At 66.2% G+C, this 23527-nt stretch carries 19 protein-coding genes; 11 read left to right on the top strand and 8 right to left on the bottom strand.

The features are described from left to right. Positions 1–10: 10 nt before the first annotated feature. The 6 genes from ACJ7Z0_RS15205 to ACJ7Z0_RS15180 form a co-directional block, all read right to left on the bottom strand. Positions 11–601, bottom strand: a complete 591-nt coding sequence (locus tag ACJ7Z0_RS15205; RefSeq protein ID WP_434790481.1) for an NAD(P)H-dependent oxidoreductase — start codon at positions 599–601, stop codon at positions 11–13. Positions 602–756: 155 nt separating this feature from the next. After that, positions 757–1785 (bottom strand): ABC transporter substrate-binding protein, encoded by a 1029-nt coding sequence (locus tag ACJ7Z0_RS15200; protein WP_434790480.1) that lies wholly within the window; start codon positions 1783–1785, stop codon positions 757–759. 426 nt (positions 1786–2211) lie between these two features. Next, on the bottom strand, positions 2212–3591 hold the full coding sequence (locus ACJ7Z0_RS15195; RefSeq protein ID WP_434790479.1) for an FAD-binding oxidoreductase: 1380 nt from the start codon (positions 3589–3591) through the stop codon (positions 2212–2214). Further along, the gene (locus ACJ7Z0_RS15190; protein WP_434790478.1) at positions 3581–4471 is read right to left on the bottom strand and encodes an ABC transporter permease; all 891 of its coding nucleotides are present in this window, start codon (positions 4469–4471) and stop codon (positions 3581–3583) included. The genes ACJ7Z0_RS15195 and ACJ7Z0_RS15190 overlap by 11 nt, the downstream gene beginning before the upstream one ends. Next, positions 4455–5243 (bottom strand): ABC transporter ATP-binding protein, encoded by a 789-nt coding sequence (locus ACJ7Z0_RS15185; RefSeq protein WP_431126519.1) that lies wholly within the window; start codon positions 5241–5243, stop codon positions 4455–4457. Before ACJ7Z0_RS15185 ends, ACJ7Z0_RS15190 begins: the two co-directional genes overlap by 17 nt. Next, entirely contained in the window at positions 5240–6061 is an 822-nt protein-coding gene (locus ACJ7Z0_RS15180; RefSeq protein ID WP_434790477.1) for a creatininase family protein, read from the bottom strand. Before ACJ7Z0_RS15180 ends, ACJ7Z0_RS15185 begins: the two co-directional genes overlap by 4 nt. A gap of 196 nt (positions 6062–6257) precedes the next feature. Between ACJ7Z0_RS15180 and ACJ7Z0_RS15175 the strand changes: the two genes are divergently transcribed. The 6 genes from ACJ7Z0_RS15175 to ACJ7Z0_RS15150 are packed head-to-tail and all read left to right on the top strand — an operon-like array spanning position 6258 to position 11447. Beyond that, positions 6258–6773, top strand: coding sequence for a DUF1269 domain-containing protein (locus ACJ7Z0_RS15175; protein WP_431126523.1), 516 nt, complete (start codon positions 6258–6260; stop codon positions 6771–6773). 44 nt (positions 6774–6817) lie between these two features. Further along, the gene (locus ACJ7Z0_RS15170) at positions 6818–7978 is read left to right on the top strand and encodes a cytochrome c oxidase subunit II (protein WP_434790476.1); all 1161 of its coding nucleotides are present in this window, start codon (positions 6818–6820) and stop codon (positions 7976–7978) included. 26 nt (positions 7979–8004) lie between these two features. Further along, positions 8005–9771, top strand: a complete 1767-nt coding sequence (gene ctaD / locus ACJ7Z0_RS15165) for a cytochrome c oxidase subunit I (RefSeq protein ID WP_434792670.1) — start codon at positions 8005–8007, stop codon at positions 9769–9771. Beyond that, positions 9768–10406 (top strand): cytochrome c oxidase subunit 3 family protein, encoded by a 639-nt coding sequence (locus ACJ7Z0_RS15160; protein WP_434790475.1) that lies wholly within the window; start codon positions 9768–9770, stop codon positions 10404–10406. Before ctaD ends, ACJ7Z0_RS15160 begins: the two co-directional genes overlap by 4 nt. 13 nt (positions 10407–10419) lie before the next feature. Next, positions 10420–11124, top strand: a complete 705-nt coding sequence (locus tag ACJ7Z0_RS15155; RefSeq protein WP_434790474.1) for a heme-copper oxidase subunit III family protein — start codon at positions 10420–10422, stop codon at positions 11122–11124. A gap of 8 nt (positions 11125–11132) precedes the next feature. Next, positions 11133–11447 carry a cytochrome C oxidase subunit IV family protein gene (locus ACJ7Z0_RS15150; protein ID WP_434790473.1) on the top strand — a complete coding sequence of 105 codons (315 nt, stop codon included), beginning with the start codon at positions 11133–11135 and terminating at the stop codon, positions 11445–11447. Positions 11448–11463: 16 nt separating this feature from the next. Here ACJ7Z0_RS15150 and ACJ7Z0_RS15145 read toward each other — a convergent pair whose 3' ends face one another. Continuing rightward, the gene (locus ACJ7Z0_RS15145) at positions 11464–13089 is read right to left on the bottom strand and encodes an MFS transporter (protein ID WP_434790472.1); all 1626 of its coding nucleotides are present in this window, start codon (positions 13087–13089) and stop codon (positions 11464–11466) included. Positions 13090–13167: 78 nt separating this feature from the next. Continuing rightward, complete coding sequence (locus ACJ7Z0_RS15140) at positions 13168–13644, bottom strand: Lrp/AsnC family transcriptional regulator (RefSeq protein WP_431126535.1); 477 nt, start codon at positions 13642–13644, stop codon at positions 13168–13170. 178 nt (positions 13645–13822) lie between these two features. On the opposite strand from ACJ7Z0_RS15140, the gene ACJ7Z0_RS15135 reads away from it, so the two are divergent. The 5 genes from ACJ7Z0_RS15135 to ACJ7Z0_RS15115 all read left to right on the top strand — a co-directional run bounded on the left by ACJ7Z0_RS15135 (position 13823) and on the right by ACJ7Z0_RS15115 (position 23522). Continuing rightward, positions 13823–17431, top strand: a complete 3609-nt coding sequence (locus ACJ7Z0_RS15135) for an indolepyruvate ferredoxin oxidoreductase family protein (protein WP_434790471.1) — start codon at positions 13823–13825, stop codon at positions 17429–17431. Between the two features lie 272 nt (positions 17432–17703). Continuing rightward, positions 17704–18039 carry a preprotein translocase subunit YajC gene (gene yajC, locus ACJ7Z0_RS15130; protein ID WP_307577177.1) on the top strand — a complete coding sequence of 112 codons (336 nt, stop codon included), beginning with the start codon at positions 17704–17706 and terminating at the stop codon, positions 18037–18039. An 85-nt stretch (positions 18040–18124) separates the two neighbouring features. Continuing rightward, positions 18125–20008, top strand: a complete 1884-nt coding sequence (secD, locus tag ACJ7Z0_RS15125) for a protein translocase subunit SecD (RefSeq protein ID WP_431126539.1) — start codon at positions 18125–18127, stop codon at positions 20006–20008. Positions 20009–20026: 18 nt separating this feature from the next. Further along, positions 20027–20980, top strand: coding sequence for a protein translocase subunit SecF (gene secF, locus ACJ7Z0_RS15120; RefSeq protein ID WP_307577179.1), 954 nt, complete (start codon positions 20027–20029; stop codon positions 20978–20980). Between the two features lie 142 nt (positions 20981–21122). Continuing rightward, positions 21123–23522 carry a DUF1631 family protein gene (locus ACJ7Z0_RS15115; protein WP_434790470.1) on the top strand — a complete coding sequence of 800 codons (2400 nt, stop codon included), beginning with the start codon at positions 21123–21125 and terminating at the stop codon, positions 23520–23522. The last annotated feature ends 5 nt before the right edge of the window (positions 23523–23527 follow it).

Raw genomic sequence — 23527 nt, 5'->3', positions numbered from 1 at the left:
GTCTCCGTGGCTAGATGCGGTGCAGCTTGCGCGAAACGCGCTCGATGAAATGGGTGCGGTCGCGTTCGGTCACGGCGTTCATGTCGTGCAGCTGCAGCCACGTCACCTTGCAGCGCCACGCAAACAGGACCCGCAGCGCGCGCGTGAAGAGCCGCCGGCCCGGGTCGCCGATCATCATCACGAACCAGCGCGGCGAGCCGCCCGTGGTCACCACCGTCAGCCGCCGGATGTGCCGCATGCCCGACTTCGCGAGCTGTCCCTTGCGCTCGGCCGGCAGGAAGGCCACGCCCGGCAGCCACACGCGTTCGAGCCAGCCCTTGAGCATGGACGGCGGTCCGTGGAACCAGGTGGGATAGACGAACACCAGGTGCTCGGCCCACAGCAGCGCGTCGACATGCGGCTTCACGCGTTCGCGGATCAGTTCGGGGTTCTCGAGATAGGCGATGCGTTCTTCGCGGGTCAGCGTGGGGTCGAAGCCTTCGGCATACAGGTCGATGGCCCGGACGGGATGCCGGGGCTCGAGGGCTTCGAGGGCCGTGCGATAGAGCGCGTGGTTGAAGCTGTCAGGATTCGGATGGCAGTGGACGACGAGCGTTTTCATGAAAGAGGGCCGCATCGCCTGTCGGCGAGACGGGGTCAGAGCCCAAGAAGAGAAAAGTCGCGCGGTGCCTTATGGCAACCCAGGCACCGGCATCTGACCCCGGCGCAAGCCCCGCGCGACCCACGGGAAAAACGGTGAAACTCTTGCCTGCCTGCTTACTTTCCAGCGAGCTTCTTGCGGACGTCGACACCGACGCCCTTGTTGACGAATTGCGTGGTGACGACCTTGGAGAGGTCGATCTCGCCCGGCTTGTACAGGCCGGCCTTCACCATCTTGTCGTAGAAGTCCTTCACGCGGGCTTCGTCCATGGCGCCGATACCCTTGGCGAGCGAGTCGCCGCTGTCGACGATGCCCATCTTCTTCATCAGCTCGATGGAGCCCAGCGATGCGGCAACCGGCGAGTCGGGGTTGATCTTGGCGATCATTTCGTTGGCGGCCTTGTTGTCGCCGTAGAGGTAGTTGTTCCAGCCGATGATCGAGGCCTCGACGAACTTGCGCACGGTTTCGGGCTTGGTCTTGACCAGGTCGGCGCGCGTCTCGATGGTGGTCGAGTAGGTCGAGAAGCCGTTGTCGGCCAGCAGTTGCACCACCGGGTCGAAGCCGGCCTGCGCCTTGATCGAGAGCGGCTCCGAGATGGCGTAGCCCTGTTGAATGGACTTCTTGTCGGCCAGGAACGGGCCCACGTTGAAGGTGTAGGGCTTGAGCTGCGAATCCTTGAAGCCGTGCTCCGACTTCATCCACTGCCAGAAGCTGAACTGGCCGTCCTTGCCGATGAAGGCGACGGGCGCCTTGGCCATGTCCTTGAAGGTGTCGTAGCCCTGGCCCGGATGCGCGAACATGGCCTGCGGATCTTTCTGGAAGAAGGCCGCGACCACCACCGTGGGCACGCCGTTCTTCACGTTGTCGAAGGACTGCAGCAGGTTGCCGGTCATCAGAAAATCGACCTTGCCGGCCGGCAGCATCGGCCGGTTGTTGACCATCGGGCCGCCCTGCTGGATATCGACGTCCAGGCCGTACTTCTTGTAGGTGCCGTCCACCAGCGCCTGGTAGAAGCCGCCGTGTCCGGCTTGCGCTTTCCAGTTGGTGGCAAATACCACTTTTTCCTGCGCCTGCGCGGCGAAGGCGGCAGCTGCGAGGGCAAGGCCGAGAGCAAGCGGACGGATGGTCAGAGCGGGAACGCGCATGGCAGTGGACTCCTGGGTTGAATGCTGCGGGGGATTTTCATGTCGCCGTCGATCATGTGATGGAACGGACTTTTTGAGGGCGTGTTTTTTGGGGCGCTTGTGTTCTGTTCAGGGCGCTGTTGTTCAGGGCGCGTGCACAGGCCACCGGGTACTCCCCTCCGCGAATGTCCCCCGGCTTCGCCTCCTCCTTTATTTCGCTGCGGGGAGCACCCGGCGCCCTGTGCACGCCGAGCGCCGTCGTTGTGCTGGCTGATCAACGACCGCTCTGAACAACGCTCCCGTCGATGGGGTGCCTTGCGCAGCGAAATAAAGGAGGAGGCCGCAGGCCGGGGGACATTCGCGGAGCAAGGTACCCCGTCGGCGGGAGCGCACCACGAACAACAGCGTTCAGAACCATCGCGACGGATGACAAAGCAAGGCTTCATTTCAACGCTCGACAGCCATGTCGGATGTCCAGCCGCGCGTCTTTCCAGGGTTCATCAACCCCATCGGATCGCTGCGTTTCTTGAACTCGATCTGCTGCGTGTCGATGGTCTTCATGCCGCCGTCCTCGATGGTGACGACGTGCGGGTTGAAGATCTTGCAGCCGCCCTGCGACTCGATTTCGCGGATCACGTCGTACTGGTGGGCTTCGCCCTTCCAGCGCACCAGCAGGATGCCGAAGGTGCCGCACTCGCCACCGGCGCGCGCAAAGTCCTGGTGCTGCAGCACGTCGTCGCCGAAGATCCGCAGATGGCGCTCGACCACCGAAGGATCGAAGGGCTGGGCGTAGGCCACCTGCAGGTAGGTCCAGCCGCGGTCGGCCTTCAGCGCCTGCAGCGTGGTGTGGTTGAACGCGCATTCGTAGGCGGGCGGCAGTCCCTCTGCCAGCAGCTCGGGCTCGGTGCCCGCGACGGAGAGGGTGCCGCCATGCGCGGCGGCGAGCGCGCGGAAGTCGGCCATCGAATCGGGAGAGACCATGGTGAACGCCGCGTGCCGGTCGATCGGAAAGCGGTCGTGCATCGCCGTGTAGTAGGGCGAGAAGCGCGCCTCGACCGTGGACAGCAGGAAGATGTCGAGCGTGGGCGCCTGCGCCGCGACGGCGAAGGCTAGCGCGCCGCAGTATGTCTCGAACAGCACCGTGCAGTGCACCCATTCGACGGCAGGGCTCAGCGCCACTTCCACGTCGAGGATCACGCCGTTGGTGCCGTAGGCGTGGTGCACCTGCTGGATCTCGTCGCCGTGCAGCTCGATGATGCGCGGCTCGCGCTCCACGGTCATCACGCGCGCGCGCAGCAGGTTGCCCGGGTCGCGCAGGATGCCGTGGCGGAACGAGCCGATGCCACCGAAGCCGCCCGCGATGAAGCCGCCGATGGATGCCACGTGCCAGGTCGAGGGCCACATGCGCAGCGCCTGCCCGGTCTCGCGGGCCGCGAGGTCGATGTCGTGCATGCGCGCACCGGCCTCGACGCGGATGCGGCCCGGCTGGATGTCGAGCACGCGGCACATCTGCGTCACGTCGAGAACGATGCCGCCTTCGAGCGGCACGCACTGGCCGTAGTTGCCGGTGCCGCCCGCGCGCACGGTGAGCGGCAGCTTCCACTTCGCGGCCGTGGCGGCGACCTGGCGCACGTCGTCTTCAGTGCTGACCTTGACGACGAGGTCGGCCACGCAGCCCGCGAGCTGCGCCGTGAGGATGGGGCTGTACCAGTAGAAGTCCTTGGAGAGCTGCTTGCGCTGGCTGGGCGCGGTAATCAGGTTGAGGCCGCGCAGGTCCGCGCGTACGGCGTCCCAATCGACCGCAGGCACGATGGTCCTAGCGTTCACGGCGCATCTCGCTCTCGTGCCAGTGGCCGAGCACCAACCGCGACAACGCGGCGAACACGATGAAGATCACGATGCCGAGCAGGGACACCAGCAGCAGTGCCGCGAACATCATCGGGATCTCGGTGCGGAAACTCGATTCGAGAATGCGTGAGGCCAGCCCGGTCTCCTTGCCCGCGGTGCCGGCCGTGAACTCCGCCACCACCGCGCCGATCAGGCTCAGGCCGCCCGCGATCTTCAGGCCCGCCATGAAATACGGCAGCGCGCTGGGTGCGAGAAGGTAGCGGAAGGTCTGCCACGGCGAGGCCTTGTAGAGCTGGAACAGGTCGCGCAGATTGCTGTCCGCGCTTTTCAGCCCGATGACGGTGTTCGACAGGATCGGGAAGAAGGCGACGATCCACGCGCACAGCAGCAGCGCCGCCGTGGTGCTCGATACGTAGATCAAGATGAGCGGCGCAATCGCGATGATCGGCGTCACCTGCAGGATCACCGCGATCGGGAAGAGGCCGATCTCCACCCACTTGAAGAGCGCGAACGCAATTGCCAGCAGCACGCCGCCCACGATGGCCGCACCGAGCGCGAGCAGCGTGAGCTTGACGGTGAACCACAGCGCGCTGGAGAGCGAGCCCCAGTTGTCGAACAGCGTGCGCAGGATGAGGGAGGGCGCGGGCAATATGTAGTGCGGAATGTTGTTGGCGCGAACCATCCATTCCCACGCCAGCAGAAGCACGATGACGATGCCGGCCGGCACCGCGATGCGCAGCATCGACTCGCGCCGGCGCAGCTTGTCTTCGTGCGCGCGCAGCATCGCTTCCGAGGGCGCGACGTCGGCCGCATCCATCGGAACCTCTGCCGGCACGGCGGGCTCAGTGATCGATGTCATGCAGCGCTCCATGCAGGGACCGCGACACCGCCGTGCAGTGCGCGTTGTAGCGGCTCGAGGTGCGAAAGTCCTCGCCGCGCGGATAGGGTTCGTCGATGCGGATCTCGTCGATCACGCGGCCCGGGCGCGCCGCCATCACGACGATGCGGTTCGACAGATACACCGACTCGTACACGCTGTGCGTGACGAACACCACCGAGAAGCGGTGCTCGCGCCAGATGGCCAGCAGGTCGTTGTTGAGCTTGATGCGCGTCATCTCGTCAAGCGCGGCAAAGGGCTCGTCCATCAGCAGGAGGCGTGGGTGCGTGACCAGTGCGCGCGCAATAGACACGCGCATCTTCATGCCGCCAGACAGCTCGCGCGGATACACGTCGGCGAAGCGCGAGAGGCCCACCATCTCCAGCACCTGCCGCACCACGGGCGCGGCCGCGTCGCGGCTCTGTCCCGCCAGCTTGAGCGGCAGCCACACGTTGTCGAACACCTTGGCCCAGGGCATGAGCGTGGGCTCCTGGAACACGAAGCCCAGGTCGCGGTCGCTTCGGGTCTTTCCGGTGTTGGCGCCGGACCACTGCATCTCGCCGGAGCTGAGCCGGGTGAGCCCGGCGATCAGCCGCAGCGCGGTGCTCTTGCCGCAGCCCGAAGGGCCGAGAAAGCTGATGAAGTCGTGCTCGCCGATGTCGAGCGTCATGCCCTGCAGCGCCAGCGTGCCGTTGGCAAAGCGCTTGCTGACGTGGCGCAGGCTGACCAGCGGTGGCGTGAGTTCGGAACTCATTTCCAGGCGGGCTCGTTGGAAAGGCGGGAGAGCGGAAAGCGGTCGACCTCGTGCAGCAGTTCGACGAAGCGCCGGCCCACGTGGTCGAGCACCGCGGCACCTTTTTCGGCCGTGGCGCGCGTGGCGTCGCCGGCCGCGCCCGAGGGGTTGATGTCGTGCATCTGCCAGCCGAGCTTGCCGCTCGGCGTGATCGAGAGGAACTTGTTCTCGGCCGCCAGTTGCTCGGTCATCGAGCTGAAGTTCTGGAACTGGTCCTTGCGCACGAAGTCCGGCGTGAGGTGCAGCATCACCGAGCTTTCGAGGTCGCCAGCGTGGATGCCGTGCCTGCCCTCGTGCGCGGTGAAGAGCCCTTCGGGCAGGCCCAGCGTGTACCAGTTGGCGGCGACGACCATCATGCCGTGTTCCTCGCGCAGGTCGCGTGCCACGATGTCCATCACGCTCATCTGGCCGCCGTGGCTGTTGTAGAGCACCAGCTTGCGCACGCCGGCCTTCGCCACGCAGGCGCCGATGTCCTTCCACAGCGAGATCAGCGTGGTGGCCGAGACGGTGAGCGTGCCCGGGTAGCGCGAATGCTCGTTGCTCTTGCCGTAGGGCACGGTCGGCAGGAAGAGCACCGGCAGGTCGGGGGGCAGGTGCGGGAGCGTGGCGCGCACCATGCCGTCGATGGTGGCCGTGTCGGTCGACATCGGCAGATGGGGACCGTGCTGCTCGGTGGCGCCCACCGGCAGCACGGCGATGAGCCGTTCGCGGTCGAGGCGGGAGAACTCTTCGCTGGTCAGGTCGGACCAGAAGCGGCTGCGCAAGGGGACCGGGTTCATCGTGGCGTACCTCGTGGTGACGGGCAATAAGGAGCGGATGATGAGCTAAATTATCCGTTCGGTCAAAAAAAGGTGGGATGGCGGTTACCCCGTGCCGCTGCCGCCTGAAATGCGGTACCTACTTGATGGCGGCCCTCCTTGGGCATATAAGTCGTTCATGGTTCCTTGACTCGTCGCAAGACGAAAGGGGGATGCAGTGAAGAGACGCATCTACTGGTTGATGCCCGACCTGGCGAGCGCCAGGCGGGCGATGGACGATCTGGTCCGGGCGCGCGTCGACGTGGCGCACATCCATTTCGCCGGACCGGAAGGCCTGGACATGGCCGGGCTCCACGCGGCCAACGTATGGCAAACCTCCGACCTCGTCCACGCAGCCAAGACCGGGTGGGTGCTCGGCAGTGCCTGCGGCATCGTCGTCGGCCTGGTGGCCGCGCTGATGTTTCCGATCATCGGCGACGACCCCGAATGGGAGGTGGCCGTGTTCGTGGCCCTCCTGGGCGGCGTGGTCGGCGCCTGGTCGGCCAGCATGGTCGGCATTTCCATCCCGAGCCCCAGGCTGCAACGTTTCGAGGGCGCCATCGCACAGGGGCAGATCCTGCTGATGGTGGACCTGCCGCGTGCGCGCGTGCGGGAGATCGAGGCGCTGCTGCAGTCCGCGCATCCCGAAGCCCGGTTCGAGGGTGAAGAGCCCCAAGTCCCGGCTCTCCTCTGAAGCGCGAATGAGCCCCGAGCCCATGCCGAGCCGAGGAAGCGCACATGACCATGGCCGTTGCCCTGTTGCTCATCGTGGCCGGCTCGGTGCTGTTTCACGTTTTCAATCCGTGGTGGACGACGCCCCTTGCTTCGAACTGGAAGCTGATGGACGACACCCTCGGCATCACGCTGGCGATCACGGGCATCTTCTTCATTGTCATCAACGTGTTCATCGCCTACATGCTGGTGCGCTTCCGCCATCGCGCGGGGCGCCGCGCGGCATATGAGCCCGAGAACAGGAAGCTCGAGCGCTGGCTGATCGGCGGCACCACCGTCGCCATCATGGCGCTGCTGGCGCCCGGTCTCCTGGTGTACGCGAACTATGTCAGGGAGCCCCGCGATGCGCTCGTGCTGGAGGTGCTGGCCCAGCAATGGCAATGGCGCTTCCGATTCCCGGGCGAGGACGGCAAGCTGGGCGCGACCGATGCGCGCTTCTTCAGCGCCACCAATCCGTTCGGGATCGACCCCGCCGACCGGGCCGGGCAGGACGATCTGCTGATCGCCGGCACCGAGGTGCATCTGCCGCTCGGCAAGCCGGTGCTGGTGCTGATGCGCTCGCACGACGTGCTGCACGATTTCTTCGTGCCGAACTTCCGCGCCCGGATGAACACGGTGCCGGGGCAGGTCAGCCGCTTCTGGTTCACGCCGACCGTCGCGGGCCGCTATGAAGCGCTTTGCGCGCAACTGTGCGGCGTGGGGCATCCGAACATGCGCGGCCACGTGGTGGTGGAGGACCCGGCGGCCTACGGGGCCTGGCAGGCGGCGCTGCCGACCTTTGCCAAGTCGCAGATCAAGGCGCCCGAGGCCCCGGCCGGTGCCGTGGCGGCGGGCGGCGACGCACGCGTTCAGCAGGGACGCGCGCTGGCGGACAGCAAGGGCTGCGTGGCCTGCCACACGGTCGACGGCAGCCCGCGCGTGGGACCGACCTGGAAGGGGCTGTACGGCAAGACCGAAAACATGGCGGACGGTTCCACCGCACTGGTCGACGAAGCCTTCCTGCGCAGCTTCATCCGCGACCCGCAGGCGCGCCATGTGAAGGGCTTTCCGCCCGTCATGCCCAAGGTCGAGTTGAGCGAAGAAGAGCTGGCCGCGCTGGTGGCCTATATCCAGAGTCTGGGCAGCCCGCCGGCGCAGGCTGCCGCCGAACAGAAGGCGCCGCGATGAACACTCCTTCACCCACGGGGCACGCCGTGACCCACGACGACGACGCCGGGCATCCCGCGCCGCAGAGCTTTCTGACCCGCTACGTCTGGAGCCAGGATCACAAAGTGATCGCCGTCCAGTACGCCTGTACCGCCATCGCGGTGGGCGTGGTGGGCGTGGTCCTGTCCAACCTGATGCGGCTGCAGCTTGGCTTTCCGGGCCAGTTCGAGTTCATCAACGCGGAGCGCTACTACCAGTTCGTGACCATGCACGGGATGATCATGGTGATCTACCTGCTCACGGCGCTGTTCCTCGGCGGCTTCGGCAACTACCTGATCCCGCTGATGGTGGGGGCGCGGGACATGGTCTTCCCCTACCTCAACATGCTGAGCTTCTGGGTCTACCTGCTGTCGGTGGTGGTCCTGATGGCGAGCTTCTTCGTCGCGGGCGGCCCCACGGGTGCGGGCTGGACGCTGTATCCACCGCAGTCGATCCTGCCCGGCACGCCGGGCCATACCGGGGGCATCATCCTGATGCTGGTGTCGCTGGTGATCTTCATCGTGGCAACCACGATGGGCGGCCTCAATTACGTGACCACCGTGCTGCAGGCGCGCTGCGAAGGCATGACGCTGCTGCGCATGCCGCTCACGGTGTGGGGCATCTTCGTGGCCACCATCCTCGCGCTGCTCGGCTTCCCGGCGCTGTTCGTCAGCGGCGTGATGCTGCTGCTCGACCGGACGATGGGCACCAGCTTCTTCATGCCGGCGCTGGTGTCGATGGGCCAGGTGACAGGCTACAAGGGCGGCAGCCCACTGCTGTTCCAGCACCTGTTCTGGTTCTTCGGCCATCCAGAGGTCTACATCGTGGCGCTGCCGGCCTTCGGCATCGTCTCCGACCTGATCAGCGTGCACGCGCGCAAGTGCATCTTCGGCTACCGGATGATGGTGTGGGCCATCATCGCCATCGGCGGACTCAGCGTGGTGGTCTGGGCGCACCACATGTTCGTGAGCGGCATGAACCCGTACTTCGGCTTCTTCTTCGCGACCACCACGCTGATCATCGCGGTGCCCACCGCGATCAAGGTCTACAACTGGCTCCTGACGCTGTGGCGCGGCGACATCCACCTGACGGTGCCGATGCTGTTCGCGCTGTCCTTCCTGTGCACTTTCCTCATCGGCGGGCTGACCGGGCTGTTCCTGGGCAACGTGAGCGTGGACATCCCGCTGTCCGGCACCTACTTCGTGGTGGCGCACTTCCACATGGTGATGGGCGTGGCGCCGCTCTTGGTGGTGTTCGGCGGCATCTACCACTGGTTCCCCAAGGTCACCGGCCGCATGCTGGACGACCGGCTCGGCCGGCTGCATTTCTGGATCACCTTCCTCGGCACCTACGCGATCTACTTTCCGATGCACTACCTCGGTGTGCTGGGCATGCCGCGGCGCTACTACAACTTCGACGGCTACGACTTCATTCCGCCGTCGGCATTCACCATGAATGAATTCATCACCGTGGTCGCCTTGATCGTCGGCGTGGGGCAGTTGCTGTTCATCTTCAACCTTGCCTGGAGTGCCTGGCGCGGCCAGCCGGCCGACGCCAATCCATGGCGCGCCGCGTCGCTCGAATGGCAGACGCCCGCAACGCCGCCGGGTCACGGCAACTGGGGCCCGCAGCTGCCGGTGGTCTACAGGTGGGCCTATGCCTATGGCGAGCCGGGTGCGACGGAAGATTTCATTCCGCAGAACACACCGCCGAAGCCCGCGGCAGGGGAGCCCGAGCCGGAGGGCCAGAGCGAGGTCCGGGGAGCACCGGCATGAGCACAGCGCTGGGCCGCTCCCTGGCAGGCGCGCTCCACGGTGCGGAGCGCGGCGGCCGCCCTCGCGATGCCCACGCGAGCGCGGCCAGCATCGGCCTGTGGGTCTTCATGGGCGTGGCCACCGCGTTGTTCTCCCTCTTCATCGTGGCCTACGTGATGCGCATGAGCGGCGACGACGCGATCACGATCGCACTGCCGTGGCAGCTCTGGCTCAGCTCGGCGCTGCTCGTGGCGGGCAGCGTGGCGCTGCAATGGGCCGGTAACGCATCGCGCGGCCTCGACCCGATGCGGGCCCGTCGCCTGCTGCTGGCCGGCGGCCTTTGCGCAGTGGGCTTCCTGGGCGTGCAGCTGTGGGCCTGGCAGGCGCTGCTGGGCGCACAGGTGATGCCGGCCGGCAATCCGGCGGGCAGCTTCTTCTATCTGTTGACCGCCATGCACGGGCTCCACCTGGCGGGTGGGCTGGCCGGCTGGGCATGGACGGCACGCGCCGCGTGGCCCGACCCTGCCCGGGCCGCTTGGCGCATCGCGCTGTGCGCGCGCTACTGGCACTTCATGCTGGCGGTGTGGCTGGTGCTGTTCGGGCTGCTGGGCTGGGTGACGCCGGAGGTGGCGCGCTTCATCTGCGGCACATCCTGAGGAGGCGTTTTTCATGAACAACACCGCAACCGTCGCAGCAACGCCGTTGACTCCCGAGATCGCCGCCAGTGGCTGGCGCGGGCTGATTTCCGACTGGTCTTCCGACCGTCAGGCGTTCCACGTCTCGTGGGGCAAGGCGATGATGTGGATCTTCCTGCTCAGCGACACCTTCGTGTTCAGCTGCTTCCTGACTGGCTACATGACGGTGCGCGTCTCGACCACCGCGTCGTGGCCCAATCCGAGCGAGGTATTCGCGCTCCACGTGGGGGGCGCCGACATCCCGTTGCTGCTGATCGCGATCATGACCTTCGTGCTCATCACCAGCAGCGGCACGATGGCCATGGCCGTCAATTTCGCCTACCGCGGCGACCGCCTGAACGCCGCCACGCTCATGCTCGTGACCGCGACCTTCGGCGAACTCTTCGTCGGCATGCAGGCCTTCGAGTGGTCCAAGCTGATCCTCGAAGAGGGCGTGCGGCCCTGGGGCAACCCGATGGGCGCGGCGCAATTCGGCTCGGCCTTCTTCATGATCACGGGCTTTCACGGGCTGCACGTGTCGGCCGGCGTGGTTTTCCTGTTTGTCGTGGCCTTCAAGCTGTTGCGCGGCGACTATGACAAGGGCGGCGGCAACTACCAGATCGTCGAAATTGCCGGCCTGTACTGGCACTTCGTGGACCTGGTGTGGGTGTTCATCTTTGCGCTGTTCTATCTCTGGTGAGGACGACCATGAACTCCGTCACAGGCCAACAACATCCGATCAGCCTCTATCTCAAGATCTGGGGGCTGCTGTTCGTGCTCAGCGCGATGTCGTACATGGTCGACTACTTCCATTTCGAGGGGTATCTGCGCTGGAGCCTGATCATCACCTTCATGTTGCTGAAGGCGGGTCTGATCGTCGCGGTCTTCATGCACATGGCGTGGGAGCGGCTGTCGCTGGTCTATGCCATCCTGGTGCCGCCCCTGTGCCTGCTGGTCCTGGTCTGGCTCATGGCGGAGGAGGCCGGCCATACCTTCCTGACGCGGCTGCTGTTCTTCCACTGACGGCCTGGCGGGCCGCTCAGCGCCGCACGATGTAGCGCGTGACGACAGGCTGTGCTTCGCCGATGTGGAATGCGAGCCGGCGCTCCCGCAGCGCCATGTCGCTGGCCGTGGCGCGGTTGAAGCGGCGAAGGTGGTCGGTCCACGAGTCGTCGACGATCTGCTCCACATAGCGGCTGGGCTGCCCGATGTCGTGCAGCAGCTCCCAGCCGATGGCGCCCTGGCTCAGGCGCGCGCGGCGCGTCTGCTGCATCACGAGGTGGAAGGCCGCGGCGCGCGACGGCTCGATGAGGTATTCGACCGTGATCACCACGCGGCCGTCTTCCTGCGGCGCCTCGGCCGGCGGGCCGGCGGCCCAGCCGGCTTCGGCGGGGCGGGTGTCGTCTTCGCCGACGCCGTCGGTCACCCAGCGCAGGGCCACCAGCATCAGCAGCGTGCCGCTGGCGGCGGCGATGGCGAGGCTCAGGTAGAGCGACGTGACGGTCGCCACCTGGCCCCAGAGCGCCGCGCCGATCGCGCTCGCGCCCATGATCGCCATCTGGTAGGTCGACATGCCGCGTGCGCGCACCCAGTCGGGCAGCGCGAGTTGCGCCGACACCGAGAGCGAGTTGGCCACCGTGATCCAGGCCATGCCGCCGAAGAACATCGCGGGCACCGCGATCCATGCGTTGGGCGCAAAGGCCATCACCGCGGTGGCGAGCGACTGCAGCACCGTGCCGCGCAGCACCAGCTGGTCGCGCCCCAGCGCCTGGCGCAGCCGCGGCAGGAACAGCACCGCGATGATCGCGCCCGAGCCCATGGCCGCCAGCAGCAGCGTGAAGGTGCCCGCGCCGCCGCCCTTGAGGTTGCGCGCCAGGAGCGGCAGCAGCGCGAGCAGGGCCGTGGAGTGAAAGAAGAAGATCGTGATGCGCGAGAGCACCGCCCGCATGCGCTGCGACTGCCAGACGAACTGCACGCCCACGCGCATGGCGCTGATGAGCTTCTCGCGGCCCAGCGGATTGGGCTTGTGCTCGCGCCGCCAGCGCAGCACCACGAAGCCCGAGGCGACCGAAAGCACCGCGTTGAGTGCAAACACCCAGACGCTGCCCGCGCTGGCGATGAGCATGCCGGCCGTGAGCGGCCCGATGATGCGCGAGGCGTTCATCGCGATGCCGTTGAGGCCCAGGGCCGCCGGCAGCTGCGGCCGCGGCACCAGCTCGGGCACGATGGCCGAGAACACCGGCCAGCGCAGCGCCAGGCCGATGCCGTTGGCGAAAGTGAGCGCCAGCAGGAGCGGCGCGGTCATCATGTCCAGCGCAATGGCCGCGCACAGCACGATGGCCGTGCCCGCCAGCCAGAACTGCGTGGCCACCAGCCAGCGCCGGCGGTCGAGAATGTCGGCCAGCGCCCCGCTGGGCAGGCCCAAGAGGAACACCGGCAAGGTGGAGGCCGACTGCACCAGCGCCACCCAGATGGGCGAGGTGGTCAGCGAGGTCATCATCCACGCCGCCGCCACGTCGCTCATCCACATGCAGATGTTGGCGATGAGCCAGGTGCTCCATAGCATGCGGAACACAGGCAGCTTGAGCGGCACGAGCGCCGCGAATTTCGGTGGCTGCGGCCGGGTGGGGGGGATGGGTGTCTCTTCGGGCGATATCGGTGGCATGTGCCCCAATTGTGCCGATGCCATCGAAACCGGTCGCAAAACCGGCAATCGCAGGGAGGGGCAACGGCCCTGATGCCGCTAGCGTGCCAGGTGCCCGAGCGGCAACGCGCTGCTCGCCTTCACCTCGCCCAGCGAAAAGCTGGTGTGCAGGTCTTTCACGTTGGGGAGGTTCATCAGGTGCTGGCGCGCGAAGGCCGAGAAGCCGTTCAGGTCCTGTGCCACCACTTGCAGCTCGAAGGTTCCGGTGCCGCTGATGTAGTGGCAGGCCACCACCTCGGGCATCTTGCGGATCGCCTCCTCCAGCTTGCGGGTGGCTTCGTTGGTGACGCGCTCGGTGTCCACCCGCACGAAAGCGAGCACGCCAAGTCCGATCTTGTGGCGGTCGATCTCGGCGCGGTAACCCTTGATGAAGCCAGCTTCTTCCAGCGCGCGGACCCGGCGCCAGCAGGGCGCGGCCGAGAGCCCCACGCGCTGCGCAAGCTCGGCGTTGGTCAGGCGGCCGTCGGCCTGCAGTTCTTGCAGGATTGCAAGGTCGAACTTGTCAATGCTTTCCATAAGGATCGATCTTAAGCAAGATTCTTTCTGAAAGCCGGTTTTTAGGGGCAAAGAACGCAAACACCTGTCGCGCACCCCGGCATACACTTTGCGTGATCATGGGCTCGCGCCCTACCCGGGCACAGACCCACACCCCATCAGCCAGGCCCACCAGGCCCTGCCAAACGGAGACAGACACATGAACGCACCGCTGCCCGAGCACATTCGCAAGGCGCTGGAAACCGTCACGCTCGACGACAAATACAGCCTCGACTACGGCCGCGCTTTCATGAGCGGCGTTCAGGCGCTCGTCAAGCTACCGATGCTGCAGCGACTGCGCGACAAGCAGGCCGGCAAGAACACGGCAGGCTTCATCAGTGGCTACCGCGGCTCCCCGCTCGGCGGCTACGACCAGGCGCTGTGGAAGGCCAGCAAGTTCCTGAAGGAACAGAACATCGTCTTCCAGCCGGGCGTGAACGAAGAGCTCGCCGCCACGGCCCTGTGGGGCACCCAGCAGCTGGGCTTCTCGCCCGCGGGCACCAACAAGTTCGACGGCGTCTTCGGCATCTGGTACGGCAAGGGCCCGGGCGTGGACCGCTGCTCCGACGTCTTCAAGCACGCCAACATGGCGGGCACCACCGAATGGGGCGGCGTGATCGCGGTGGCGGGCGACGACCATATTTCCAAGAGCAGCACGGCGGCGCACCAGAGCGACCACATCTTCAAGGCCTGCGGCACGCCGGTGTTCTTTCCGACCAACGTGCAGGAAATCCTGGACCTGGGCATTCATGCCTTTGCCTTGAGCCGCTTCTCGGGCGTCTGGTCGGGCATGAAGACGATCCAGGAGATCGTCGAGTCGAGCGCCACGGCCATGATCGACCCCGACCGCGTCGAGATCGTCATTCCCACCGATTTCCAGATGCCGCCCGGCGGCCTGCACATCCGCTGGCCCGACCATGCGCTGGAGCAGGAAGCGCGCCTCATGCACTACAAGTGGTATGCCGCGCTGGCCTACATCCGCGCCAACCGGCTGAACCACAACGTGATCGAAGGCCCGAACGACCGCTTCGGCATCATGGCCAGCGGCAAGGCCTACAACGACACCCGCCAGGCCCTGATCGACCTGGGCCTGGACGACGCCACCTGCCGCCAGCTGGGCATCCGGCTGCACAAGGTGGGCGTGGTGTGGCCGCTCGAGGCGCAGCTCACGCGCGACTTTGCCACCGGGCTGCAGGAAATTCTGGTGGTCGAGGAAAAGCGCCAGGTCATCGAATACCAGCTGAAGGAAGAGCTCTACAACTGGCGCGCCGACGTGCGGCCCACCGTGCTGGGCAAGTTCAACGAGCTGGACGGCGATTTCTCCGGCGGCGAATGGGCCATGCCCAACCCCACCGCCAACACGCTGCTGCGCGCCAACGCCGACCTGAACCCGGCGCTGATCGCCAAGGCCATTGCACAGCGCCTGCGCAAGCTCGGCATCCTGGACCAGGCCGGCGCCGACATGCATGCGCGCATCGATGCGCAGATCGCCATCCTCGAAGCCAAGGAGCGCTCGATGGAAGTGCTCAAGGTGGGCGGCGTGCAGGGCGCCGACCGCCAGCCATGGTTCTGCTCGGGCTGCCCGCACAACACCAGCACCGTGGTGCCCGAAGGTTCGCGCGCCATGGGCGGCATCGGCTGCCACTTCATGGCGACCTGGATGGACCGCTCCACCATTGGCTTCACGCAGATGGGCGGCGAGGGCGTGCCGTGGGTGGGCCAGCAGCCCTTCACCACCGACCAGCACATCTTTGCGAACCTGGGCGACGGCACGTATTTCCACAGCGGCCTTCTCGCCATTCGCCAGAGCATTGCCGCAGGCGTGAACATCACCTACAAGATCCTCTACAACGACGCGGTCGCCATGACCGGCGGCCAGCAGGTCGGCGAACGGCCCGAGGGCCATTCGGTGCTGCAGATTGCCGAGAGCCTGCATGCCGAAGGCGCCAAGAAGGTCGTCATCGTCACCGACGAGCCCGAGAAGTACGAAGGCGTGAACATTCCCGGCGACCACGTGGCCGTGAAGCACCGCGACCTGCTCGACGAGATCCAGCGCGAGTTCCGCCAGATGGCCGGCACCACCGCCATCATCTACGACCAGACCTGCGCCACCGAGAAGCGCCGCCGCCGCAAGCGGGGCACGGCCGTCGATCCGGCCAAGCGCGTGGTCATCAACGACCTGGTCTGCGAAGGCTGCGGCGACTGCAGCGTGCAGAGCAACTGCCTGTCGGTCGAGCCGCTGGAAACCGAGTTCGGCCGCAAGCGCACCATCAACCAGAGCAGCTGCAACAAGGACATGAGCTGCCTCAAGGGTTTCTGCCCCAGCTTCGTCACGGTCGAAGGCGGGCAGCTCAAGAAAAAGTCCAGGAACAAGGCCGATTCGCCGCTCGAGCTCGGCCCGCTGCCCGAACCGGCCGTGCCGGCGCTGGCGCGCGACCAGGTCTGGGGCATCGTGGTGGCCGGTGTCGGCGGCACGGGCGTCATCACCATCGGCCAGCTGCTGGGCATGGCGGCCCACATCGAAGGCAAGGGCATCGTCACGCAGGACGCGGCCGGCCTGGCGCAAAAGGGCGGCGCCACCTGGAGCCATGCGCTGATCGGCGAATCGCAGGACGCGATCCGCACCACCCGCGTCGGCACCGCCGCGGCCGACCTGATCCTGGCGGCCGATCCGCTGGTGGCCGTGAACGCCGAAACCCTGGCCCGCATGCGCGAGGGCCGCACCCACGTGGCGCTCAACACGCACAGCACGCCCACGGCCGCTTTTGTGCGCAACGCCAACTGGGTCAACCCGCAAGACGACTGCGCGAACCAGATTGCGCGTGTCGTCGGCACCGATGCGCTCGGCACCTTCGACGCCGATGCCGCCGCCACCACTTTGATGGGCGACAGCCTCTACGCCAATCCGATGCTGCTGGGCTTTGCCTGGCAAAAGGGCTGGATCCCGCTGGCGCTCGAGTCGCTGATGCGCGCCATCGAGCTCAACGCCGTGGCCATCGACAACAACAAGGCCGCCTTTGCATGGGGCCGCCAGGCGGCCGCGAATCCGGCCGCGTTGCAAAAGCGCGTGCGCCCGGGCCAGGTGGTCGAATTCAAGAAGCGCGAAACCGTCGACAGCCTGGTCGCGCGCCGCGTCGAATTCCTCACGGGCTACCAGAACGCAGCCTATGCCGACGAGTACCGGCAGTTCGTGGGCAAGGTGCGGCAGGCCGAATCGGTGCTGGGCAAGACCGCGCTCTCCGAAACCGTGGCCCGCTACCTGTTCAAGCTCATGGCCTACAAGGACGAGTACGAGGTGGCGCGCCTGCACACCGACCGCGCCTTCCTCGACCGGGTCGAAGGCATGTTCGAGGGCCAGATGGGCAAGGACTTCAAGCTCAACTACCACCTCGCGCCGCCCATCATCGCGAAGAAGAACGGCAAGGGCGAACTGCAAAAGCAGAAGTTCGGCCCCTGGATGCTCACCGGATTCAGGCTGCTGGCCCGGCTCAAGGGCCTGCGCGGCACGGCGTTGGACATCTTCGGGCGCACCGAAGAGCGCAAGACCGAGCGCGCGCTCATCGGCGAGTACCGCGCGGCCATCGAGGAGGTTGTTTCCGGCCTCAACGCCGGGAACCACGCCCTGGCGCTGGAGATTGCGAGCCTGCCCGAGCAGATTCGCGGCTACGGCCACGTGAAGGACCGCAACCTGGCGGCCGCCCGCACCCGCTGGAGCGACCTGCTCGCCAAGTGGCGCAACCCGCAACAGGCCCAGCGCTCGGCCGCCTGAGATTCTGAAAGAACGCCCCTCGAGCCGCCGGCCCGCTTGCGGAGCCGCTATTCAAAGAAGAGCAGCCGAGGCGCGCCTGCCGCCCCTGGAAAGCCCTGCCCTCCGCGCCGGATAAGCGCGGAGCGCGGGGCGTTGCCACGAATACAATGCCCGGTGCTGTTCGCGGCCGATGCCGCTTCAAGCGCTGGTTCGCGGCCCTTTTTTACAGGGCCGCGGAACCGCGGGCCCGGCTCGCGCTTCTGACATTCCTCTTCTCTCTGCTGGAGACTCTTTTGTTCATTTCCTCTGCTTTCGCCCAAACCGCGCCCGCTGCTTCCGGCGGTGGCGACATGTTGTCCTCGCTCGGCAGCATGCTGCCCCTGGTCCTCATGTTCGTGGTGCTGTATTTCGTCATGATCCGCCCGCAAATGAAGCGCCAGAAAGAGGCCCGCGCCATGATCGAAGCCCTGGCCAAGGGCGATGAGGTGGCAACCGCCGGCGGCGTGCTCGGCAAGATCACCTCCATCGGCGACCAGTACCTCGGCCTCGAAATCGCCAATGGCGTGGAAATCAAGATCCAGCGCAGCGCTGTGGTCCAGGTCCTGCCCAAGGGCGCCGTCAAGCAGTAATCAAAATCAAAGCGCGACCCGGCCTTGCGCTTCCTGGCGCAAGGCCTCAAGTCACGCGGTGTTCCGTTTCTAAAAGCGCTTTCTCATGAACCGTTATCCGGTCTGGAAGTACGCGATCATCGTGATCGTGCTGCTTGTGGGGTTGATCTATTCCCTCCCCAATTTCTTCGGCGAGGCGCCTGCTGTGCAGGTGTCCGCAGCCAAGTCGACCGTCAAGGTCGACGCGGCAACCCAGGGCCGGGTCGAGGAGGCGCTGAAGACAGCCGGGGTCAAGCCCGACATGTTCACGCTCGAGGGCGGCTCGCTGCGCGCGCGCTTCGCCACCGCCGACGAGCAGATCAAGGCGCGCGATGCGGTGCAGCGCGCACTGGTGCCCGATCCGGCCGACCCTTCCTACGTCGTGGCGCTGAACCTGGTTTCGCGGTCGCCGGCCTGGCTCACGGCGCTGCATGCGTTCCCGATGTATCTGGGTCTCGACCTGCGCGGTGGTGTCGACTTCCTGCTGCAGGTCGACATGAAGGGTGCCATCGACAAGAAGGCCGAATCCTTCGCGGGCGACCTGCGCACCACCTTCCGCGACAAGGGTATCCGCGGCACGTCGGTCAACCGCAACGGCCAGACGATCGAGGTTTCGTTCCGCGACGCGGCCGCGCTGCAAACCGCCAAGCAGCTGATCCAGGACCAGTTCCAGGATCTCACGACCACCGACAGCCAGGACGGCAACGTCTGGCGCCTCACGGCCACCATCAAGCCCGAGGCCGCACGCCGGCTGCAGGACGCGGCCCTGAAGCAGAACATCACCACCCTGCACAACCGCATCAACGAGCTTGGCGTGGCCGAGCCGGTGATCCAGCAGCAGGGGCTCGACCGCATCGTGGTGCAGCTGCCGGGCGTGCAGGACACGGCCAAGGCCAAGGACATCCTGGGCCGCACGGCCACGCTTGAAATGCGCCTGGTCGACGAGAGCGCCGAAGGCCGCGCAGCCGAACTGAGCGGCGGGCCGGTGCCCTTCGGCTCCGAGAAATTCTTCGAGCGCAACGGCCGCGCGGTGATCGTGAAGAAGCAGGTGCTCGTCACTGGCGAAAACCTGACCGACGCGCAGCCTGGCTTCGACCAGCAGAGCAACCAGCCCAAGGTCGACCTGACCATGGACGCCAAGGGCGGTCGCATCATGCGCGACGTGAGCCGCGAGAACTTCAAGAAGCGCATGGCCATGCTGATCTTCGAGAAGGGCAAGGGCGAGGTGCTCACGGCCCCGTCGATCAACGGCGAGCTGGGCAACCGCTTCCAGATTTCGGGTTCGATGACCGTGGTCGAGGCCGCCGACCTCGCGCTGCTGCTGCGCGCCGGCTCGCTGGCCGCGCCGATGGAAATCATCCAGGAACGCACCATCGGTCCGAGCCTGGGCGCCGACAACATCGAGAAGGGCTTCAAGAGCGTGATGTATGGCTTCCTGGCCATCATGGTGTTCATGTGCGCCTACTACGCGCTGTTCGGCCTGTTCTCGTCGATCGCGCTGGCCGTCAACCTGATGCTGCTGGTGGCCATTCTGTCGATGCTGCAGGCCACGCTCACGCTGCCCGGCATCGCAGCCATGGCGCTGGCCATCGGCGTGGCCATCGACTCCAACGTGCTGATCAACGAACGCGTGCGCGAAGAACTGCGCAACGGCGCTTCGCCGCAGGCGGCCATCCATGCCGGCTACGACCGCGCCTGGGGCACGATTCTCGACTCCAACGTGACCACGCTGATTGCCGGCATCGCCTTGCTGGCCTTCGGCTCAGGTCCGATTCGCGGCTTTGCGGTGGTGCACTGCATCGGTATCGTCACCTCGATGTTCTCCGCCGTGTTCTTCTCGCGCGGCCTCGTCAATTTCTGGTACGGCCAGAAGAAAAAGCTCAAGTCGGTGTCCATCGGCACGGTTTGGCGGCCCAAGACCGACGGCACGGCCGTGGCCGAAGGCAAGTAAAGGTCAAGGACAAGCGCCATGGAATTCTTCCGCATCCACAAGACCATCCCGTTCATGCGCCACGCACTGGTGCTGAACATCATTTCCTTCGTCACCTTCGCGCTGGCGGTGTTCTTCCTGCTGCACCGCGGGCTGCACCTGTCGGTGGAGTTCACGGGCGGCACCGTGATGGAAGTGGCCTACCAGCAGTCCGCGGACATCGGCAAGGTGCGCGAGGCCGTCGGCAAGCTCGGCTATCCGGACGTGCAGGTGCAGAGCTACGGCACCTCGCGCGACGTGCAGATCCGCCTGCCGGCACAAAAGGGCATGAACTCCGACCAGCAGAGCGCACAGGTGATGCAGGCTCTCAAGGCGGTCGACCCGTCGGCCACGCAGCGCGGCATCGAGGTCGTCGGCCCGCAGGTGGGCGACGAGCTCACCACCAACGGTCTCAAGGCCCTGGGCATGGTGGTGGTGGGCATCATGATCTACCTGGCGTTCCGCTTCGAATGGAAGTTCGCCGTGGCCACCGTGCTGGCCAACCTGCACGACGTGGTCATCATCCTGGGGTTCTTTGCCTTCTTCCAGTGGGAGTTCTCGCTCGCGGTGCTGGCGGCGGTGCTGGCGGTGCTGGGCTACTCGGTCAACGAGTCGGTCGTGATCTTCGACCGGGTGCGCGAGAACTTCCGCCGCTACCGCAAGATGAACACGGTGGAGATCATCGACAACGCGATCACCTCGACCATCAGCCGGACCATCATCACGCACGGCTCGACGCAGCTGGTGGTGCTCTCGATGTTCTTCTTCGGCGGCCCGACGCTTCACTACTTTGCGCTGGCGCTGACCATCGGCATCCTGTTCGGCATCTATTCGTCGGCCTTCGTGGCTGCGGCGATTGCCATGTGGCTCGGCGTCAAGCGCGAAGATCTCGTCAAGGGCCCGGTCAAGCGCGACGGCGGACCGGACGATCCGAACGCCGGCGCGGTGGTCTGACCCCGATCGAATTCGAGAGGAACGCGCCGCCGGAGCCAGCGAGAATGACGGAGCTGATGCACACTTGTGCGGTTGCATTTCCGGATGCAAGCTCGCGGTCATCGCCCACCCACGGAGCCCCACTGGTCTTCCCGATCCTTCAATGAGCATTGCGCGGTCCGCCTCTTCTTTGCAGCTCGCACGCGAGACGCGCGAGCGCTTCGTTCTGGCGACCGGGGGCGTGATCGCCCCGTTGGCGCAAGCCATCCGGGACCGCCTGACGCAGCAGGCTTCGGAGATGGGCAATGCACGCGCCATGCAGGAGAGCCGCGACGATTTCGTGGCCTTCCAGGGCCAGGCATCGCAATGGGTGGCGCTCGCGCAAACGGGCTGGCGCAAGGCGGTCGATGCGCCGGGCGCGGTGCCGGGCGCGTCATCCAATGCGAAGCTGCGGCTCGAACTCATCGACGACGACGCGATGGAGAGCAGCATTCTGTCGTCGCGCCTGGCGCAGCTGATCCACGACAAGGCCAGCTTCGAGCTCAGCGACCTTCGGCTGCGCATCCAGCACCTGGAAGGTTCCAGCGAACTGGACGCCCACGACGTGCTCCGGCCCGAAAGCATGGCCAAGCTGCTGGTCGACCAGTGGCTGGCGGCGGGCTTGAGCCGCACCCTGTGGGCGCGGGTGCAGGACACCGTGCAGCAGCATCTCGTCGGCGTGGTCGTCAAGGCTTACGAAGACGCCAACGCGTTCCTGATTTCCAAAGGCGTGATGCCGGAAATCGATCTCAAGAGCTTTGTCCGGCGCACCGGCGCTTCCGGCGGCGGACCGTCGACGGTGCCCGCGCCCCCTTACGCGCCCGGCGCCCCCCAGAACGCGGGCGCACCCCAGGCCACCGGCGCCGTGCATCGGCAGCAAGGCTTCGATGCGCTGTCGCAGCCGCGGGCCTTTGCTCCTTCCGTGCCGGCCGCGACCACCGGCGGTTCGCCCTTGATGGTCGCGCGCCAGCGTGCGCAGACGGCGCTCCTGAGCCTCAAGCGCTTCGTTGCCGCCCGCATTGGCGCGGAAGCGCCGAACGCCTCCTCCTCCCCGACGACGACGGGAATGGATGGACGCGTGCCAGGTGCCGGACCGGCCGGCGCCGGCGACGGTTCTTCGCGCGCGGCTTCCAAGACCTTTGCAGGGCTCATCGCCGAAGCCGAAGTCGCCTACCGGATGGCCGCCACGCAGTACATGGAAGGCTCCGCGGAGCAGGCGACCGTCATCCAGCAGGCCTCGGTCGACCTGCGGCGGCGCAGCGCGGAGCTCAAGAAAAGGGCGCCCACCACCGCCGACAAGGCCACGGTCGAGATCGTGGCGCTCATGTTCCAGGCCATCCTCGCGGAAGAGCGCATTCCTTTCTCGGCGCGTGTCTGGTTTGCGCGCCTGCAGATGCCTGTGCTGCGCGTGGCCATTGCCGAGCCCGAATTCTTCGGCACGCTGCAGCATCCGGCGCGCATGCTGATCGACCGCATGGGCTCCTGCGTGATGGGCTTCGACGCCGCCGCCATTTCCGGCAGCGCGCTCGAGGGCGAGATCCGGCGCGTGGTTCAGGTGATCGAGCAGTACCCCGAAACCGGCCAGCGCGTGTTCAAGCTGGTGTTCGACGAGTTCGTCGCCTTCCTGAACCGCTATCTCACGCAGAGCGACGCCACCCAGCGCGTCATGAGCGTGGCGCAGCAGGTCGAGCAGAAGGAAACGATGGCGATCCAGTACACCATCGAACTGCGCAAGATGCTCAACGACATGCCGGTGCGCGAAGAGATACGCGAGTTCCTCTTCAAGGTCTGGGCCGAGGTGCTGGCGATTGCCGCATTGCGCTATGGCGCACAGGGCGAGCAGACCGTGATGCTCAAGCGCGTGGCCTCCGAACTGGTGTGGGCCGCGAGCGCCAAGCCCAACCGCGCCGACCGTGCGCGCGTGATCCAGGACCTGCCGCAGCTGCTGCAGCGCCTGCGCCTGGGCATGAACCTGCTCGGCATCATCGACGAGCCGCAGGAAGCTCACATCAAGACCATCGGCGCAACCTTGTCTGATGCCTTCCTGTCCAAGACCGAAGCCATTCCCGCGGCCAAGATCGAAGCCATGGCCGAGCGCCTGGCGCACCTGGAAGATTTCGTGAGCGACGACGGCGGCGCATCCAGCCTGCCGCTCGACGCGAACAGCATCGAATTGCTGCTGGGCATCGACGCGGCCTCGATCGAGGTCGTGGCCGACATCGCGGGCGGCACGCCGGCCGAAGACATGCTGGCGTGGGCCCATGAGCTGGAGGTGGGCAACTGGTTCATGCTCGACCACAATGATCGCGTGAGCCAGGTGCAGTTCGTCTGGCGCAGCGACCGCAAGCAACTGCACCTGTTTGCAACGGCCGACGGCCGCAGCTTCCTGATCCAGGTCGGCCGGCTGGCCAACTACCTGCAGGCCGGCCTGCTGGTGCCGGCCGAGGAAGAAACCCTCACAGTGCGCGCGACGCGCGAGGCGCTGGCCAAGCTGGATGCCAATCCGGAACGACTGCTGAACTAGCCCAA

The sequence above is a fragment of the Variovorax palleresanus genome (assembly GCF_051144945.1).
Lineage (GTDB): Bacteria > Pseudomonadota > Gammaproteobacteria > Burkholderiales > Burkholderiaceae_C > Variovorax > Variovorax paradoxus_S.
This window is presented reverse-complemented; position numbering and strand designations above follow the sequence as displayed.